Here is a 17,959-nt window from a genome sequence, read left to right on the forward strand (position 1 = left end):
CGACGAATGGCTGGGTTGCCTATCACAAAGCCCTCGGGGCAACGCACTTCATCCAGCCGCATCAGGTGAGTGCTGCGGTGGCCAACTCGGAAATATGGGGGGACGTCAAGCCGAATTCCCTCGCCTTCACCGTTGGGAACAACAGCACCGTGAACGCCCCCGCCGAAACCTATATCGCCTACGTTTTCCGNTCCGTCCCCGGTTTTTCGGAGGTGTTCAGCTTTGAGGGCAACGGCTCCAACGCAGGGCCGAGAGCAAATCTGGGTTTTCTGCCCCTGGCCATGCTGGGGAAAAATGCAACTGCCACGCAGGACTGGTTTTTCGTTTCCTCTGACATGGACGGAGGCCGGAACAATATTGAGCGATGGGTTGAGGGCAACACGGTTGAGCAGGCGTTCGGCTCGCCCGGGCTGTTTTCGTTCTTCTCGGGTGGCTTCGACGTCATAAACTCGTCGTCGCTGATTGACGGCAACGGCGACACCATCGTCGGCATCGCATGGGCGGCGCAGCCTTTCAAATATTCCAACGCATTCTAGGAGGTTTATCATGTGGAGATATCCGGACAACACCTTTCGACAGACCCCGCCCGCGCAGGTGGTGCAGGGTGGCAGCGTCCGCCTTTTTGCGGATCTGACCCGCGAGGAGCGCGCAACGCTTGGCTACCACGAGGCGCGGCCGTTGCGGCGCGAACCGTTCACCAGCTACGTCACTGAGTGGTTGCTGGGCGAGGATCTGATCCTGCGGGAGCAGATCGTGGAGGCCGTGGTGGACGAGGCGGCGAGGCGTGAGCATCAGGCGAACGGAATCCGCAAGGAACGGGACCGGCGCATCGAGGAAGTCATGTGGCGCGTGCAGCGTTTTGAATCGGAGACGCGGCTGGGGTTGACGCCCTGCGACGACATCGCGGCTCTGGACGCCTATGTGCAGGCGCTGCGGGATGTGCCCCAGCAGGTGGGGTTTCCGGAGATCGTGGAGTGGCCTGCAAAAACATAAGAAAAGGCCCCCGGCTTAAGCCGGGGGCCTTTTTGAAATCATGGGTGGATACAGGCAGGAACCTAGAAATCGTAGCGGAGACCGAGGCCCATGCGGTGGGAACGGTATTCAGCTTCGAACAGACCGTAGTCCAGCTTTTCAAGACCGGCCATGAACTTGTAATCGGCCTGCACGCTCCAGTTCTCATCGATACGGTAGCGCAGACCGGCGATGGGCTGCACCAGAGGAATGCTCGCGGTATCGGAGAAGTCGTCACCTTCGAGGTCCAGCTCGCCATAGGACCAGCCGTAACCGAAGCCGAGACCACCGTAGACGCTCAGCGGGCAATCTTCCTTGAGCTGATATTCGTAAAGAGCATTCACCATCAGCGCGGTCATATCGAATTTGCCGCCCACATCGAGATTGCCGATGTTGGAAGTGACTTTATCGAGGTCGCTGCTGAAATAACTGCCTTCCAGTTCAACGCGAATGCCACTTTCCCACTGGTAGCCGCTGGCGGCGGAAAGTCCCCAGCCCCATCCGGACTCGATTTTCGCATCCGCTTCGCGCAACTCCGCGTTGGTGGCCGAGTCGTTCGACGAGATGTCGCTGTCCATCAGATACTGGGTGGAAACGCTGCCGGAGACATAGTGCTGTCCAGCATTGGCGGCGGTGGCGACAACGAGAACCATCGTGAGTGCGAGCAGAACTTTTTTCATGGGAGACCTCTTTTCTTCTGTGCCGAAGTTGAATTCCTACCAGGCAGCTAGGAATACACGTGGTGGAAAAGATTGTCCATTACAAATTCCTGTAATCCTATACACTACTTCAGAATCCCGTTGGCCAACAGCTTCTGGATACCGACCACGTCGGTGCCTTTCTTCAGTTCCTTGACCACCGGTTCGCTTCGGCCCGACATCCAGATTTTCAGTTCGGCGTCCAGATCGAAGTGGCCCGCGGTCTCCACCGAAAAACAGGTCATGGAACGGTACGGCAGGGAGAGATAGTCCACCTTGGAGCCGGTTATGCCCTGCTTGTCGATGAGCAGCAGCCTGCGGTCCGTGAAAACGAACATGTCGCGGATGACCTTGAACACGCGCTGGACGTGCTCGGCGTCCGCCAGAATCGGGGCAAGTTCTTCGGCGACGTCTTCGGACTTCACTTCCGAGGCGTTACCCATCAGTCCGTCGAGAAATCCCATGTTCGCTCCTCTTTGAAGGGGTTATGTACTAATCGATGAGGTCGGGCCGCTTTTCGCCAAGCAGCCTGCCGATGGCTTCCATCATCTCATGGCGCAGGATCGGCTTCATGATGAAGTCGCCTATGCCTATCTCGCGGATGCGTTCGTAACTCACGGCCTCGGAAAAACCGGTGCACAGGATGATGGGCACGCCGGGGCGAATACGCACCATCTCACGCGCCAGTTCTATGCCGGTCATGTTGGGCATGGACTGGTCGGTAATCACCAGGTCGAAATCATCGCTGCGATACTTGAAGGCTTCAAGCGCCTCGATACTGCTGGTGCGAGTGACCACGTCAAAGCCCATGGACTCCAGCATCTCCTTGCCGATGTCCACCAATGCCTTCTCGTCGTCCACGAACAGGATGCGCCCCTTGGTAAAGACGAGCTGAGGCCGGGACTCCGTCTGCGGACGTTCCAGCGACGGGGTGCGCGGAAGAAAAACATGAAAGACCGTGCCGCTGCCCGGCTCGCTTTCCACAGTGATATGCCCGTCGTGCCGCTTGACGATGCCGTGCACCATGGCGAGACCCATTCCAGTGCCCTCGCCGGGTCCCTTGGTGGTGAAAAACGGATCGAAAATGCGCTCAAGCGTCTCGGCATCCATGCCGGGGCCGTTGTCGCGAACGGTCAAACGGACGAACCATTCGGGACCGCCCAGCTCTTCCGGGGGTTCCGGGCCATCGGCGTCCGCATCGGCCAGTTCCACGTCAACCCTGCCGCCTCCACGCTCCATGGCTTGTGCAGCGTTGGTGCAGAGGTTGAGCATGATCTGGTGCAGCTGGGTGGCATCGGCCATCACCTGATCATCCTTTGCATCGACGGTAAGGGTCAGCTCGATGTTGGCGGGAATGCTGGAACGCAGCATCTTGAACGCTTCCTTGAGAAGCGGCGAAAGCGACATGGGCTGCCGCTCCTCGGGACTCTGGCGGCTGAAGTTGAGAATCTGCGTCACGAGATCGCGCGCACGCCGCCCGGCGGAAAGAATCTCGCCCACGCGACGGGCAAGGCCCGACCCCTCGTCTGCCGAGGATTCGATGATTTCCGCATACCCGAGGATCACGCCGAGAATGTTGTTGAAGTCGTGCGCGATGCCACCTGCGAGCGTGCCGAGCGACTCCATCTTCTGGGCCAGTCTGAGCTGCTGCTCCAGCCGTTTGCGCTCGGTAATGTCGAAGAAATATCCGCGGATTTCATGACCGCCGCGTTCGTTGGTCACCACGTCCACGTTGCCCAGCAGCTCCCTGCCCCTTGGCCCTGCGCTGAGTTCGTGATTCCTGACGCTGCCGCGTTGCCGCAGCAGTTCATCCAGCGGCTCCTTGCCGCCGAGCTTTCCCCATATTTCAAACAGGCTCATGCCTGCCGCGGCTTCCGGTGAGGCCAGCCCGAGCACCTCGGCAAAAGCGAGGTTGCAGTCCACGATCCGCCCCTTGGCGTCAGCGAGAAAATTGCCGGTGATGTTCTTTTCGAAGAGTTCGCGATACCGCTCTTCACTGGCCTTGAGGTCCTTGAGCACGTCGGCACGCTTGGCAATGTCGTTGAGCAGCCGCTGGTTGGCCTTGTTGAGTTCCTCGGTTCGGGCCTCAACAACCAGTGCGAGGCTTTCGTTGAGTTCGCGAAGCTCGGTCTCGGCGCGCCACTTGTTGCAGAGCGACACGGCCACCTGACGGAACTCCTGCGAGCGAAAAGGCTTTTGCAGGTACAGCAGCTTTTCCGGAGGCTGAACGCGACGGTTGAGTTCGGCAAGCGGCACACTGGTGGCCGAAGACATCATGAGCACTTCGACGCCAGCGTCCATTTCCCGCAGCATTTCTGCGGTTTCCACGCCGTCCATCCCGTGTTCAAGGCGGACTTCGACCACGGCAAGGGCAAAGGGCCTGCCCTCGGCCACACCATCGGCCATGGCTTGAACAGCTTCGGCACCGGTTGTGGTCCTGACCACCTCGAAACGGAAGGAATCCACGGGCGCGTCCGTCATCGGCGCCGCAGAGGCATCGGAAAAGAGTGCTTCGAGCGCTTCGGGTTCCTGCCCTTCATAACAGAGGATGTCGCGATACAGCGTGAGCGCATCGCGATCGGGGTCCACGGCGAGTACCCGGAATACGGTGGTGTCCTGAACGGGCAAGAAACGCTCCTCTATTTCCTTGAGGGATGCATGGCCCCCTTTCGTCGGAATATATTGGAACGAACGGAAAAAGTGAAGCGGTGCGGGAAACCGCGCGCCCGAAGGGGCAAAACCCAGCGGGCGCGCGGATGTCTGGCGGTTGGAGCGGGCCACGAGGCTACTGTGCGGCCTCGGTCAGAGGGTAGACACCGGCCTGCTCAAGACCCAGCCTCTTCAATACGGCGGGTCTGGCATCCATGGCCTCCTGAAGAGAGGAATAGTGGCCGACCAGCACCCGGTGCCAAACGCCCTTTTCTCCGAGGTCTGCGGTGGCGAGAGAGCTTTCAAAGCCATCGTGCTTCAGGGCCTCCATGTGCTTTCTCGCGTGCTCGGTGTCGCGCCATGAGCTGACGTGCAGTCCATATTCGGCGCGCTTTTCTTCGATAGTATCAGACACCCCTTCTGCCGCAGACACGTCAGTCGCGTCCTCGGCGACCATTTCCCCGACGGTCGCTTCGGTCGCAACTGTTTCCGTGGCGGCCGCTTCGGTTACGGTCGCTTCGGTTGCCGTCGGTGCGCTGGCTGTCGCTTCGGGTTCATCCGCAAATCCCGGAGGGAGGGAGGTGAAACCGAGCGAATCCGGATCCGCGGCGGGTCCGGTCGCCGTGGCCGCGGCGGGGAGAGCCGCGGCCTCGGCGATGGACCGACGCTCGTTCCCGGAGGATGCGAGCGGCGGCAGGTTCGGGGTGGAACCTTCGTTTTCGGTGCCCGAAGAGGCAGCCATACGCGCCCGCTTCAGGTTTTCGAAAGCCTTATCGTAAAAGGTCGGGGAGAGCTCCACCGCCCTTTCGAAATATCCAGCGGCCTGCTGCGGACGCCCTTCCATGAGCAGCACGTAGCCGAGGTTGTTGTACGCCTTGGATTCATTGCCGCCGTAGCGGAAGGCCTCAAGCGCCTCGTCGAGCCGCCCCATGCGGGTCAGGGCGAGACCGAGGTTGTTGTAGGTGCGCGCGGAAGCGCCGCCGCTTTCCAGTGCATTGCGGAAGAGCCGTGCCGCCTGCCGATACTGCTGGCGGGCCATGTGCGTCACGCCGAGATTGTTCACCACGCGGGCCGCGTCCTTGCCGTTGGCAGACTTGAGCGCGAGCCGGAAGTGCTTCGCGGCCAGATCGGGGTTGCCCCGACGATCATGCAGCACGCCGTAATAACAATTGGCCTTCCACCGTTCTGGGTTGGTTTCCAGCGCGCTTTGCAGATGCTCTTCCGCCTCGTCGTCAAGCCCGGCGAGATAGAAGACCACGCCCGCCCCTTCATGTGCACCGGCATGATCCGGTTGCTTTTCGAGCACGGCGCGAAATTCGCGCAGAGCCGCTTCCGTGGCACCCTGCTCAAGGAGCATTTCGCCCTTGAAGGCGCGGATTTCGATATTTTCGGGAGCCATGTTCTGAGCCCGGTTCAGGTGCACAAGGGCCATCTCGGGCTTGCCGTCGGCAGCCATGCCGCGACCCACCTGAAGATGCTGGTCGGCAGTGAGTTCGGAGTCGCCGCCCCAGGCAAATTCCTGAAAGGACTCCCCGTTGCCGGTCTTGCGTGCGGCGCATCCGCCCAGCAGCGTTGCGGCCAACAGTATCGCGAGTGTTCTGATGACGATGGCGTTCATATCGGTTCTCCCCTTTTTGACGCTATTGCGGCAGCGCCGCGAAAACGTCGATGAAAAGCATAATGGCCGGCCCCATGATGACCACGAACAGCGCGGGCAGGATGAAAAGGATCAAGGGCAGCAGCAGAAGCACGGGCAGCTTGGCGGCCTTTTCCTCGGCCAGCTGGAACCGCTTGGTGCGCATGGTGTCCGAATACACGCGCAGAGTGCGCCCCACGCTGATGCCGAACGTGTCCGCTTGCACGAGCAGGGATATCAGGCTGTTCAGGTCTTCCACGCCGCAGCGGCGGCCAAGGTCGCGCAGGGCATCCGTGCGCTTCCTGCCGGCGCGCAGCTCCAGCGTGAGCTGATAGAATTCGAGGCTGATCTCGGGCGATGAGTTTCTCATCTCATTGCACACGCGGGTGATGGCCTGATCCAGCCCCATGCCGGATTCCACGCAGACCACCAGAAGGTCCAGCGCATCGGGCAGGGCGTTAAGGATGGCCTCGGCCCGTTTCTTGGTACGCATCCGCAGCCAGATGTCCGGGGCGTAGCAGCCCACGGCGGCCAGTCCCACGGCGCCGAGCACGGTGGGCGGCAGCCCGAGGTCTTCGAAGACGAGCTGACGCAGCAGCAGGAATCCGCCCGCAAGAGCAACGGTGAGGGAAGCCTTGGCCCCCTGAAACACGCGCCAGCCGTCAGGCCTGCGGATGCCCGCGCGAATGAGCGCAAGCTGGTTGGCCCGGCGTTCCTCGTCGGTCTTGGGACCTATGCGCGCGCCGAGCTGGCCGAACATGTCGGAAACCGGATGCCAGAGGCCGCCCAGAAGGGATCCGCCAGTCTTCCCGGTGCTACGGGGGCGACCGGAAATGCGCTGGGCGATCTCTTCGGACCGTTTCGCGCCGCCGCTGAGACTCATGAAGCCCATGAGGGCCATGAGCACCGCGGCGAAGGCGGCCCCTGCCGCTATGAGTGGAATGTACTGTTCGAACATGGTTCGGTCCCTACACCTTGATCTTGATCATCCGACGGATGATGACGATGCCGAGCGTCATGGAACATGCTGCCCCGATGGCCATGCTCCGACCCAGTTCCGTGGTCCACAGAAGGCTCATGTATTCACGGTTGAGCAGGAAGAGGACGCCCGCCACGGCAAAGGGCAGCAGGGTGAGGATGAGTGCGGAGATGCGGCCCTCGGCGGACAGCACCTTGATCTTGCCGTGCAGCTTGAACCGTTCGCGTACCAGCCGGGCTATGTTGCCGACGATTTCGGCGAGGTTGCCGCCGGTCTCCCGCTGAATGTTCACGGAGACCACGAAAAATTTCAGGTCCGGGCAGTCCACCCGGTTGAGCAGGTTGTCCAACGCGCGGTCGGAATCCATACCATAGTTGATCTCGTCGATGGTCTTGCCGAATTCGGAGCCGATGGGTTCGTCGAATTCGTCGGCAACCATGCGCATGCCGCCGCCGAAGGTGTGCCCCGCCTTGAGGGCGCGGGCCAACAGATCCAGCGCTTCGGGCAACTGCTCCTGAAAACGGTCCATGCGCTTGGTGCATCGGCGTTTGAGCCACCAGATGGGTATATACCCCACGATTCCGGCGAGCACGGCGGCCGCGATCAGCATCTTGCTGAGCAGGAAAACCGCGTAACCGGTGAGCAGGCCCAACGTGAGACTGAGCAGCAGATACAGCCCCGGCGTGCCGGGGGCCTTGGCCATGGAGACGAGACGACTCAGGTTGGCTGCCCAGCGCATCTGCTGCAGCATGGTGTTGAACCACGGCACTTCGCTCATCTGCCTGCGTACGAGGTATTCCACGGTTTCCACGTCCGCGTCCGAGGCGGCCAGCGCGCCCAGACGGCTGCGGATGCGCTCGTCCGAGTCGTCCCGGCGCGAGCGCAGGAACGAGGCGACGCCCACCACGAGCAGGAAAACCACGAAAGCGCAAAGCACCACGATGAGCAGCATCACAGCATTTCCCTCCCGTCGTCACGCCGCAGCGCGGGGTGCACGTCGAACATCTCGTTCTGCAGGGGGAAGCCCATGCGCACCAGATGTTCGGCGAAACGCGGTCGGATGGCGCGTCCGGTGTGATGTCCCAGCACCTTGCCGTCCTCGCTCATGCCGGTCTGTTCGAAGGCGAAAATCTCCTGCATGGTGATCATCTCGCCTTCCATGCCGTTGACTTCCTGAATGCTGACGACCTTGCGGGTACCGTCCACCAGACGGGTGGCCTGCACGATGAGGTCCACGGCCGAGGCCACGTAGCGCTTCATGGACACGTCGGAAATATTCAGCCCGGCCATGGAGACCATGGTTTCGAGACGCATCAGGCAGTCGCGCGGAGTGTTGGCATGGATGGTGGTGAGCGAGCCGTCGTGACCGGTGTTCATGGCCTGCAGCATGTCGAGGGCTTCCGAGGCACGAACCTCGCCGACAATGATGCGGTCCGGGCGCATACGCAGACAGTTCTTGACCAGCTCGCGCTGGGTGATCTCGCCCGTGCCCTCGATGTTGGCGGGACGGGTTTCCAGCCGCACCACATGGTCCTGCTTGAGCTGCAGCTCCGCCGCGTCCTCGATGGTGACGATGCGCTCGTTCTCGGGGATGTAGCGCGACAGACAGTTGAGCAGCGTGGTCTTACCGGAGCCGGTACCGCCGGAGATGATGATGTTCAGCCGTGCACGGACCGCGCCTTCGAGGATAAGCGCCATCTCGGGGGTCAGCGCCTCGAAGCCGATGAGGTCCTGAATCTCCAGCGGGTCGCGGGAAAACTTACGAATGGACAGCGAGGGGCCGTCCAGCGCCAGCGGCGGGATGATGGCGTTGACGCGCGAGCCGTCGAGCAGGCGGGCGTCCACCATGGGCTGGGATTCGTCGATGCGCCTGCCCACGCGGGACACGATGCGGTCGATGATCTTGCGCAGGTGGTCGTCGTCGCGGAACCGGGCCTGCGTGCGCTCCAGCTTGCCGTTTCGCTCCACGTAGACCTGACTGTAGGAGTTCACCAGAATATCGTTGACCGTATGGTCCTGAATGAGCGGCTCCAGCGGCCCGAGCCCCACCACCTCGTCCTGAATCTCGGCCAGCAGCCTGCGCCGCTCGGCCATGTTCAGCGGGGCGTTGTGGAACTCTTCCCAGAGCAGCCCTTCGGCGGCACGGGCAATCTCGGCGCGCATCTCGCCGTCTTCGAGACGGTCGAGCAGCGACAGGTCGAGCATGTCGATGAGCCGGTCGTGGATGCGGGTCTTGATGTCGAAGAACACTTCCGAAGTGGAGGTTTCCTGCTTCGGAGCCTCTACCTTGGCGGCTTCGGGCGCCTTGGGGGCCTCGACGGTCTCTTCGCCGCTGCGATTGCGGTTCAGCCGCTGTGCCAGATTCATGCGTTCACCCTCCCTGCGGAGCCGCTCTTGCGGCCGCCCTTGCGCGACAGGAGTCCGGACAGACCGGAGAACAGGCCGCCGCGTCTGGCGACGGGCAATCCGAGTTCACGGGCCATTTCGTTCACGGGCTTGGCATACGCGCTCTTGGGGGACGCGGTCAGCAACGGCACGCCCTGATTGATGGCGGCCGAGGCATCCGCGAACACGCCGGGGAGCGTCAGGCCGATCTCGCAGCCGAGGGCCTCGGCTGCATCGGTCGGCTCCACGCCGCCGCCCTTGACCACGCGCGAGGCCACCACCCGCAGCTTACGGGAGGCTTCGGGATCGGCACGCCTGAAAGCGTCCACGGCACGCTTGGCATCCGCCAGCGCGGGCATGGTCAGCTCCGTGACCAGCAACAGATCGTCCGCCTGCTCCGCTGCGGTGGGCAGGGAGCCGTCGGACTCAAGAGCCGCGTCCACGATGATGTGATCGTAGGCTCCGCGCATGGTCTCGAAAAGGGTATGCACGGCCTGCGGATCGGGCTTTGCGGGATTGCGCGGCCCGGCCAGCACGGCCAGCTTGTCAGGGCCTTCGCCCACCGCGCTGGCGAGGAAGGTTTCGTCCAGACGGGAGGCGTCCGCCAACAGGTCTTCCCAAGTGTAGTCGCACTGGGCTTCAAGGAAGAAGCGCACATCGCCGCACGGTCTGCCCATGTCCGCCAGCAGCACCCTGCCCGGTGCTGCCTTGGCAAACACGTTGGCCAGATTCACGGCCAGCGTGGTGCTTCCCATGCCCGGACGCGCGCCGAGCACAACGCTCACGCGTCCGCTGCTTTCCTGTCCTTCCACGACCACGTTGCGGCTGCGGATGCGCATGAGCACGTCACGCACCGCCCGAGGCTCCAGCGGATACGGAAGATATTCCCGGATGCCGCCGCGCATGGCTTCGATGAGCAGTTCGGGGGCGGGCTTTTCGCCCACCAACACCACGTCCGTGGCCGAGCCGTTTTCCAGCGCACCGGCTATCTCCGCCAGTTCCTGAACGGCCTCCGGGCCGGGCTCGTAGAAAAGCACGCCCATGTGTTCGGCGTTTTCCGGCGCGTGAACAACCCACGGCAGAGCCTCGACAACCTTGTCGAGCACCTTGCGCTGGGTGTCGTCCGCCACCACCACGGTCATGGTCAGCTTGCCTCTCATCGTGCTCCTCCGGCATGGGATGCAAGCTCCACCTGCGCATGGCCTGCGGAACGCATCGGTTCGACATGGAAGCTGTCCAGCACGAAGACATCCGCGAGGATGACCACCGCCATGACCAGCATCAGCACCAGTTCCCGCCAGTAGGTAACATTGTCTTCGAAATAATACATCAGTTCAGCATCTCCCCGAGAACCTCCTGAAAAAGGCTCTCACCCTCGGAACTCCCCGACTTGGGGCCTTCCTGATATTGCTCCAGAACCTTGAGCGCATATTCGCCGTCGGCGCCCTTCACGGGCTCGGTGCCCGCGGGCATGGGATTGAGCTTCTGGGCTTCCACCGCCTGACTCACGGCCGTGCCGTGCGGCATGGTGCTGGGTTCGTGCTGCACCTGCATGACGCTGCAGCCGGACAGTCCCAGCGAGGCGAGGAAGACGATGACGGTCATTGCGACGTTTCTCATGAAGACTTCTCCTTGTGCCCGCCTAGTTCGGCAGGGAATGGCCCAGGTCGCCGTCGAAACCGCTTTCGGGGCTGACCACGACGGACTCGCGGCGGTTCTTCGGGGCGCTCGTCAGCGCAGGCTTGTCGCGGCGGCCCTCCAGAAGACCGAGCAGATAGAACTCGTAATCGCTCGGTTCGCGGAATCCGTCAGTGGGCAGCGACTGGGTCGCGGCATCCACCGGCTTGACCAGATGCGCGGTGACGATGATCACCAGTTCGGTCTTGTTGCTCCTGAAGTCGTTGCTGCTGAACAGCGAGCCGAGCACCGGCACGTCGCCGAGCACCGGGAAGCGGTTGGCGTTCTCGCGCAGAGAGTCGCTGATCAGGCCGCCCACCACGAAGCTCTGGCCGTCGGCAAGCTCCACCACGGTGGATGCCTTTCGGGTCTGCACGGCCGGGATGGTGTAACCTTGGAAGGTGACGGCATTGGAATAGTCCAGCTCGGAAACCTCGGGCTTGACCTTGAGATTGATGACGCCGGAGCTGAGTACGGTGGGGGTGAACTTGAGCCCCACGCCGAAGGGCTTGTACTCGATGGAGACCATGCCGAGCGCCTGCGGGACGGGGATCGGAATCTCACCGCCTGCGAGGAAGTCGGCGGTCTCGCCGGACACGCACACCAGATTCGGTTCGGCCAGCACCTTGACCAGACCGTTGGCCTTGAGCGCGTCGATGAAGCCGCTGAAAGAGCTGCTGCCCTGCGTGGCCTGCACCACGCCGTTGATACGGTCCGTGAGATTGATCTTGGTACCGTCCTGATCAAGCGAAGTCAGGCCGTTGAGAAACGAGTATGCCGTGAAATTGTTGGACAGGTAGGCGAAGTTCACACCCATGCGCTTGAGCACGGTGCGGGTCATCTCGGCCACGCGCACCTCCAGCATGACCTGCATCACGCCGTCCACCCGCAGCAGGTTCACGACCTTTTCCGGGGCCACGGTCTGGGCCAGCTCGTTGGCGGCCTTGAGGGCCGAGGCGCTGCTTACGCTGCCAGTGAGCGTGATGGACTCGGAGTTGGCCCGCACGCTGATGTCGGTCTCGGCGGGCAGCACTTCGTGCAGCATCCGCTTGAGGCCCGTGACGTCCGGCACCACCTTGATGTCCTTGACCACGATGCCGCCGTCGGTCCACAGCGTCAGGGTGGTTGCCCCGAACTCCTTGCCCGCGAGATATATCTGACGCGGGGAAAGAAGGAGCATGCTGGCAATCTCGGGCGAACCCAGCGAAACGCGGCTGACCGGCGATTCCACATCGATCACCACGGACTTGTTCTTGACCAGCATCACCTCGTCGGGCGACTCGGCCGAGGCCGCCGCCGGCGCGAGGGCCAGCAGCACGATTGCCGTTATGACGTATATTGCATGCCGCATGATATCTCCTAGAACTTCACCTTGCTGCGTTCGCCGCCGGTAATGACCTCCACGCTCACCCTGCGTCTGCGCGGGGCCCGCTTGCGCCTTGGCGGAGCCTTGCGATAGGCCGCCAACGCACTGTTCACGGTGGAGCCGGGGGTCAGCACGGTCTCGGTATCCTCGCCGTTGCGAAGCGCGAAGTGCAGGGTGCCGCGGGTGGCGGCCAGAGCCAGTCGTTCGCTTTCTTCGGGGGTGAGTTCGAGCGTGTAGACGTCCACCGAGGCGGTCTTGCCCTCACCCTTGGGGGAGGAGAGCTGCGTGCCCGTGGCGAGCACCGGGACGTTCGCCAGCACCAGCTTGGTGACGGGCTTTTCATCGCGTCCCTTGGTCAGGGAGACGAGCACGTCCACCTTGTCACCGGGGAGCACGAATCCGGAAAGGCCCATGACGGGGTTGCCCTTGACGGCCATGGCCCGCTTGCCGGGGGTGATCATGGCGCTCACGCCGGGAACCTTGAGCTCCAGCGGTTCGAGCATGGAGGCGGTCAGCGCCTCGCCCTTGGCCAGATCCTGCGCCAGCACGCGGCCAACAACAGGGCCGGTGGAAAGAAAAACGTCAGGCGGAGTTTCCGCCGTGCGCCTGCCCTTGAGGGCCACCGCCTCGGGGCCGATCTTCATGCCCTTCTTGAGGTCCGCGGCTGCCACGGCGTAGTAACTCACCGGCGCCTCGGGCCCGGTCTGGGCAGGGCGCTGGGCCATCCAGCGGAAGACCATGAAGGCCGCCACCAGCGACAGGACAAGGGCCAGTCCTATCTGAAGGGCTGCTTTCGTGGATCTGGTCATGGTGCTTCCTCCTTGCTGTCCGGAACCGCTCCTGCCGCCGTGACGGCGAAGCGTCTTCCGCAGGGGCTACCGTGCGAACGGTGCGCCGGTTTCAATCATGGTCAGTGCCATGGCGGTCACGGTTCCCGCGGCTATGGCCACGCCGTAGCAGAGGCGCGGCAGGGAACCTTCGGGGGTGACGGGGGTGTATTCAACGGTCCGGGTGGTGAGAAATGCGAGGATTGTGTAGCGGAAGTTGGCGAGGATCGCCTTGAGATGGTCCATGTGCCGAAGCAACATGCCCAGTGCGTAAATCCCGCCCGCGAGGCAGGTGACAAGAAAGGCGATGAAGGCCGTTTCAACGCCGAGACAGGCGCCGACACCGGCCATGAGCTTGACGTCTCCGGCACCCATAACGCCCATCAGAAATGGAATGAACATCACGCCGAAGCCGAGACCGAAGCCGCCCAGCGAAAACAGCAGGCCATCCAGCCCACCGGTGGCGGTGTGCAGTCCCAGTCCCGCGAGTATCAGCGGAAACGTGAGCAGGTTGGGTATGCGCTGGCTCCTGACGTCAGTGACGACAGCCGCCACCAGGGCGGCCAGCAGCAGCGCGGCGATAACGAAATCCATGGTTCTTCCCCGAATCCTTTCATTGAATTGCCTCGATGATTTCCTGCGTTCCCATCTCCCCGGGAACCCCGGGGCCTGCGGTTTCTCCCCTCCGCAGGCCCCGAACAGGCTTCCATGGCCTAGCTGCCTGCGGCGGCGCCGGTCATGCTGTTGGCGATGGAGGTAAAGGTGTTGGAGACGGTGGATCCGAGCGTGGAGACTGCGGTCACGATGCCTGCTGCGATGAGTGCGGCGATCAGGCCGTATTCGGGGTCACTCCATAGAACGGACAAAATTGCACGTTAAGGGTTTTGGCCAAGATTCCAGATGTAATCCCCTGTGAGATTGATGTGCTCCCATCCAAGCGGAGAAAGGTAGCTCTGGAACTCCTCCGGAACATCCATTTCCTCTCGCACCTTCTCCACGGCTTTTTCCAGATATACAGTGTTCCAGAGGATTATCGCTGCTACGACAAGGTTTAGGCCGGAAGTCCTGTAGCACTGACTTTCAAAAGAACGATCTCGGACTTCTCCGAGCCGGTTGAAAAACACTGCACGAGCAAGTGCGTTTCTGGACTCACCTTTGTTCAGACCGGCTTGGACACGAGAACGTAGTTCTGGCTTCTTTACCCAATCCAACAAAAACAGAGTCCTCTCCAAACGCCCAAGTTCGCGTATGGCCAAGGCCAACTTGTTTTGCCGTGGATAGGAGGCCAGCTTACGAATTATGAGGGATGCCGTAACGGTTCCCAACCTAATTGAGCTTGCCAGCCTCAATATCTCTTCCCATTGGTTCTCGATGTCCTTCTGCTTGATCTTTGATCCTATCAATGGCTCTAGATCAGCCCAGCGCCTTGCGCTGCCGAAGGTGTAAAGCTTTACGTCACCTATGTTTCGAATGCGAGGAGCAAAGCGAAATCCTAGCAAATGGCAAAGAGCAAACACATGATCCGTAAACCCTGCGGTGTCAGTGTAATGCTCCTCAATATTGAGATTGCTTTCATGATAAAGCAGGCCGTCCAGGACATAGGTTGCATCGCGTGCTGTTGCGTTGATGAGCTGGCTGTGAAACGGAGTGTATTGATCTGAGATATGGGTATAGAAAATCACACCGGGATCTCGCCCGTATCGTGCGTTCACATCTCCGAGGCCTCGGCCAACACTGCCAAGGGGAAAGTGCTGCCCGTCTGAAGACGAGGTGGAGCCATCCCCCCACTGTCCTGCAAGTGGAATTATGTGGTGGTAATTGGTGATCTCAGCCAATCCTCTGGAATAGCACTCGCTTCTGACATACCAATCCGAAACCCAAGACAATTGTTTATACGAGGCTCCAGAACTGGCCTCTGCCATCCTTGTCAGGCCAAGATTAATCCCATCTGAGAGAATCACTGACAGAAGAGATTCTTTGTCTTGAGATGGTTGGCCAGTCCTCAAATGAGTGAACTGTTCGGCGAAGCCTGTCCACTGATCTACCTCAATGAGAAGGTCGGTAATTTTGATACGTGGAAGCTTTGCATATACGCGCTGACCGAATTGCTTTGCTTCATCGGGCACAGAGTTACCCCTGTAGGGCTGCATTGAAAGCCTACCATTCTTGAGACAAACCGTATCCAGATCATTGCTTCTGAGAAGCCTTTGAAATTCTTCCAACTGGCTTCCAAGGAGTTCTTTTCGCTCTGAGATGTATCGTGCGCAGTCCGTTTCGACCGCCACAGGTACTTCATGAGAGTCTTGAAGCTGACGAAAAGCGGAAGGCCCCATGAGGTATTCATTGAAATCTTCAAATTGACGGCTACCTGGCACCCATACATCGCCAGAACGGAGTCGGTTGCGAAGCTCGCTCAATGCGCACAATTCATAATATCTACGGTTCATCCCATCATCTTCAAAGATAAATGGTTGCCAGCGTTTTGGGATAAATGATGTCGGAGCCTGGTCGGGCAATTTGCGTTTGCCCGTTTTGTTCATGTCTCGGATGATATCAATAGCAGTGAGGACATCCCGCCCACCAGAGCTTGCACGGAAGTCAAAATGCTCCAACATGGCCGGGGCATATCGACGAATCTGGTTAAAACTCGTATCAATATAATGGAGGTAATCGAATCGTTGAGGTTGTGATAGGTTTTCAGCGGCTTCAACCGTTGCACGAAAATCATCCCAGGACAGTTCAGCTTCAATGACCTCCCAAGGGTCTAAATGCTCCTCACGCGCTTTGATTAAGGCCCGCCCAAGCTTTGAGAAAACGTTGACGGTTGTTTTGATGTTCTTTGCATCATCTTGTAGCTGAGCAGCCTGTTTTCGTTGGCTACGTCTCATTAGGGAGCCAATGATGCGGTCATGCATGTTAACGACCTCATCCATTAAGGAGCGTTGAATTTCAAGCAAGCATACGGCCATGATCGTATAGCGTCTTTGCTCATTCAACATTCGCAGATTATGCACCGCAATTCGATTACCTTCTTGGGAGAGCTGCTTGCGACGAATTGTTGGTACTGCGCCCAACACCTCGGAAGGAAGATCGAGCTGCCGGATAGCGGCCAGCTTTCCCATGATCAAAATCACATTTGTAGGCGAAGGACGGCCAGCAGGTTGGCGAATCCATGAAAGTCTACTCTGGGATTTCTCTCCTCGTGGATTGAGCCAAAATTCAAGGTCTGCCTGGTGCCTGTCGGACAACAGTCCATTCACTTCATTGTAGACTTTACGATCTGCTTGAATCTTCACCTGAGCAACAAGGCGTTCCACAACGCTCAAAGCAGGATGAAGAATTTTGCGGCGTCTCAATTCATTTAGGATTGCACCTACGAGGAAAGCACTTTTTGGATTGTCTACGGCAATGGGCGTCAACCAGCGCACCATCTCTCGATAGTGACTGTCTCCAAACCTCGAAAGCCGGAAAAACTTTATCAAGGTCTTTAAATGTTCTCTTCGCGTTTGATCTCTGTCCGCGTAGCCACTGAAGACTTCCGACTCTTCTCCTATTTGTTCAGCAATGAATTCGACCAAGGAGTCGGGGATTTCTTCCTCTGGCCGCAAGGCCCTTCCAGGGAATTTGATGAGGCAGAGTTGTAAAGCAAATCCGAGCCGATTGTGTGGCCGTCTACATTTGGAAATAAGCGCAAGCTCGTCTTCGTCCAAAACGTAGTATCGTGTGAGTAAATCTGGAACGCTTGGTAAGGCTTCGAAAACGGCTCTTTGAGAAGAGGAAAGGACTGTTCTACGAGGCATTTGAACCCACTTGTATCTTTTCTTGAATCAATGACGTATTGTTAACATAGTTTGTGATACGGAATAAGGTACAGAATATCGTACCCACCTGAACTATATTGGACATGTAACTCAAACGAGGGTTTGTGAACAGCCTATGAAAATTGGTTACGCACGAGTGTCAAAAGCTGATGGCTCACAAAATTTAGATCTCCAACGAGATGCTTTGCTGAAGGCAGGAGTTCCTGCTAAGCGCATTTATGAAGACATGGCTTCCGGCAAGAAAGGCAAACGTCCAGGTTTGGACGCTTGCCTAAAAGCTCTACGCCAAGGAGACATTCTGTTGATTTGGAAGCTTGATCGCCTAGGGCGAGATCTCAAGCACCTTGTATGCGTGGTGCAAGAACTTGCTGAGAAGGATATTGGCTTTAAAGTCCTCACAGGGCGTGGGGCAGATATCGACACAACCTCTGCAAGTGGCAAGCTGATTTTTGGCATCTTCGCAGCCCTTGCCGAGTTCGAGCGTGAATTGATCAGAGAGCGAACCATGGCAGGGCTTGAAGCCGCCCGCGCTCGCGGTCGCAAGGGAGGACGGCGATTCGCTCTAAACAAGACCCAAGTACAAATGGCGCAAGCTGCAATGAAAAACAAGACAACTAGCGTGAGGAATCTCTGTAAAGAGCTTGGGGTAACACGGGTCACCCTTTATAGGTATGTAAGTCCAAGTGGTGCGTTAAGGGGGCATGGCATACAGGTTTTAAATCCACATGCCCCACATGCATAAGTCGTCAACTTCATTTATTGCGATATCTTATTGTCTTGTCAGCACTTCCTTCATTCGTTGGTATTCATCCGCAGTGAGTTCTCCCTTTGCGAATTTTTCCTTGATGATGTTCAGGGAGTCATCTCTGTCCGGTCGTCCACCTTGTCGGGAGGTGAAGGCTTGAAAGAG

The 17,959-nt window shown here is 59.5% G+C and carries 19 protein-coding genes; 3 read left to right on the forward strand and 16 right to left on the reverse strand.

The window, feature by feature from the left end; translation table 11 throughout:
* Positions 1-65: 65 nt before the first annotated feature.
* Complete coding sequence (locus B149_RS0115620; RefSeq protein WP_425386883.1) at positions 66-536, forward strand: DUF7483 domain-containing protein; 471 nt, start codon at positions 66-68, stop codon at positions 534-536.
* Between the two features lie 10 nt (positions 537-546).
* Positions 547-993 carry a phage tail assembly chaperone gene (locus B149_RS0115625; protein WP_018126109.1) on the forward strand — a complete coding sequence of 149 codons (447 nt, stop codon included), beginning with the start codon at positions 547-549 and terminating at the stop codon, positions 991-993.
* 62 nt (positions 994-1,055) lie between these two features.
* On the opposite strand, the gene B149_RS0115630 is transcribed toward B149_RS0115625, so the two are convergent.
* From B149_RS0115630 to B149_RS0115700, 15 genes are all read right to left on the reverse strand, one after another.
* Complete coding sequence (locus tag B149_RS0115630) at positions 1,056-1,691, reverse strand: outer membrane protein (protein WP_018126110.1); 636 nt, start codon at positions 1,689-1,691, stop codon at positions 1,056-1,058.
* A 104-nt stretch (positions 1,692-1,795) separates the two neighbouring features.
* A complete protein-coding gene (locus B149_RS0115635) occupies positions 1,796-2,173 on the reverse strand; it encodes a PH domain-containing protein (RefSeq protein WP_018126111.1) in 378 nt (125 codons plus the stop codon).
* Between the two features lie 28 nt (positions 2,174-2,201).
* Positions 2,202-4,337: a hybrid sensor histidine kinase/response regulator gene (locus B149_RS0115640; protein WP_018126112.1), complete on the reverse strand. Its 2,136-nt coding sequence runs from the start codon at positions 4,335-4,337 to the stop codon at positions 2,202-2,204.
* 157 nt (positions 4,338-4,494) lie between these two features.
* Positions 4,495-5,976, reverse strand: a complete 1,482-nt coding sequence (locus B149_RS0115645; RefSeq protein WP_018126113.1) for an SPOR domain-containing protein — start codon at positions 5,974-5,976, stop codon at positions 4,495-4,497.
* A gap of 22 nt (positions 5,977-5,998) precedes the next feature.
* The gene (locus tag B149_RS0115650; RefSeq protein ID WP_018126114.1) at positions 5,999-6,952 is read right to left on the reverse strand and encodes a type II secretion system F family protein; all 954 of its coding nucleotides are present in this window, start codon (positions 6,950-6,952) and stop codon (positions 5,999-6,001) included.
* A 10-nt stretch (positions 6,953-6,962) separates the two neighbouring features.
* The gene (locus tag B149_RS0115655; RefSeq protein ID WP_018126115.1) at positions 6,963-7,925 is read right to left on the reverse strand and encodes a type II secretion system F family protein; all 963 of its coding nucleotides are present in this window, start codon (positions 7,923-7,925) and stop codon (positions 6,963-6,965) included.
* Entirely contained in the window at positions 7,925-9,340 is a 1,416-nt protein-coding gene (locus tag B149_RS0115660) for a TadA family conjugal transfer-associated ATPase (protein WP_018126116.1), read from the reverse strand. Before B149_RS0115660 ends, B149_RS0115655 begins: the two co-directional genes overlap by 1 nt.
* Entirely contained in the window at positions 9,337-10,518 is a 1,182-nt protein-coding gene (locus B149_RS17550; protein ID WP_018126117.1) for a CpaE/TadZ family protein, read from the reverse strand. Before B149_RS17550 ends, B149_RS0115660 begins: the two co-directional genes overlap by 4 nt.
* A complete protein-coding gene (locus B149_RS18610; RefSeq protein ID WP_018126118.1) occupies positions 10,515-10,688 on the reverse strand; it encodes a hypothetical protein in 174 nt (57 codons plus the stop codon). Before B149_RS18610 ends, B149_RS17550 begins: the two co-directional genes overlap by 4 nt.
* Positions 10,688-10,978 carry a hypothetical protein gene (locus B149_RS0115675; RefSeq protein WP_018126119.1) on the reverse strand — a complete coding sequence of 97 codons (291 nt, stop codon included), beginning with the start codon at positions 10,976-10,978 and terminating at the stop codon, positions 10,688-10,690. Before B149_RS0115675 ends, B149_RS18610 begins: the two co-directional genes overlap by 1 nt.
* 22 nt (positions 10,979-11,000) lie before the next feature.
* Positions 11,001-12,386, reverse strand: a complete 1,386-nt coding sequence (locus tag B149_RS17555; protein ID WP_018126120.1) for a type II and III secretion system protein family protein — start codon at positions 12,384-12,386, stop codon at positions 11,001-11,003.
* Positions 12,387-12,394: 8 nt separating this feature from the next.
* Positions 12,395-13,210 (reverse strand): Flp pilus assembly protein CpaB, encoded by an 816-nt coding sequence (gene cpaB / locus B149_RS0115685; RefSeq protein WP_018126121.1) that lies wholly within the window; start codon positions 13,208-13,210, stop codon positions 12,395-12,397.
* Between the two features lie 66 nt (positions 13,211-13,276).
* Positions 13,277-13,822 carry an A24 family peptidase gene (locus B149_RS0115690; protein WP_018126122.1) on the reverse strand — a complete coding sequence of 182 codons (546 nt, stop codon included), beginning with the start codon at positions 13,820-13,822 and terminating at the stop codon, positions 13,277-13,279.
* A gap of 119 nt (positions 13,823-13,941) precedes the next feature.
* Positions 13,942-14,094: a Flp family type IVb pilin gene (locus B149_RS0115695; RefSeq protein ID WP_018126123.1), complete on the reverse strand. Its 153-nt coding sequence runs from the start codon at positions 14,092-14,094 to the stop codon at positions 13,942-13,944.
* A gap of 9 nt (positions 14,095-14,103) precedes the next feature.
* A complete protein-coding gene (locus B149_RS0115700; RefSeq protein ID WP_026167673.1) occupies positions 14,104-17,028 on the reverse strand; it encodes a Tn3 family transposase in 2,925 nt (974 codons plus the stop codon).
* A gap of 136 nt (positions 17,029-17,164) precedes the next feature.
* On the opposite strand from B149_RS0115700, the gene B149_RS0115705 reads away from it, so the two are divergent.
* Positions 17,165-17,791 carry a recombinase family protein gene (locus tag B149_RS0115705; protein WP_015413927.1) on the forward strand — a complete coding sequence of 209 codons (627 nt, stop codon included), beginning with the start codon at positions 17,165-17,167 and terminating at the stop codon, positions 17,789-17,791.
* Positions 17,792-17,818: 27 nt separating this feature from the next.
* Here B149_RS0115705 and B149_RS18935 read toward each other — a convergent pair whose 3' ends face one another.
* Positions 17,819-17,905, reverse strand: coding sequence for an SHOCT domain-containing protein (locus B149_RS18935; RefSeq protein ID WP_083909258.1), 87 nt, complete (start codon positions 17,903-17,905; stop codon positions 17,819-17,821).
* Positions 17,906-17,959: the final 54 nt, after the last annotated feature.

The sequence above is a fragment of the Desulfovibrio oxyclinae DSM 11498 genome (genome assembly GCF_000375485.1).
Taxonomy (GTDB): domain Bacteria; phylum Desulfobacterota; class Desulfovibrionia; order Desulfovibrionales; family Desulfovibrionaceae; genus Pseudodesulfovibrio; species Pseudodesulfovibrio oxyclinae.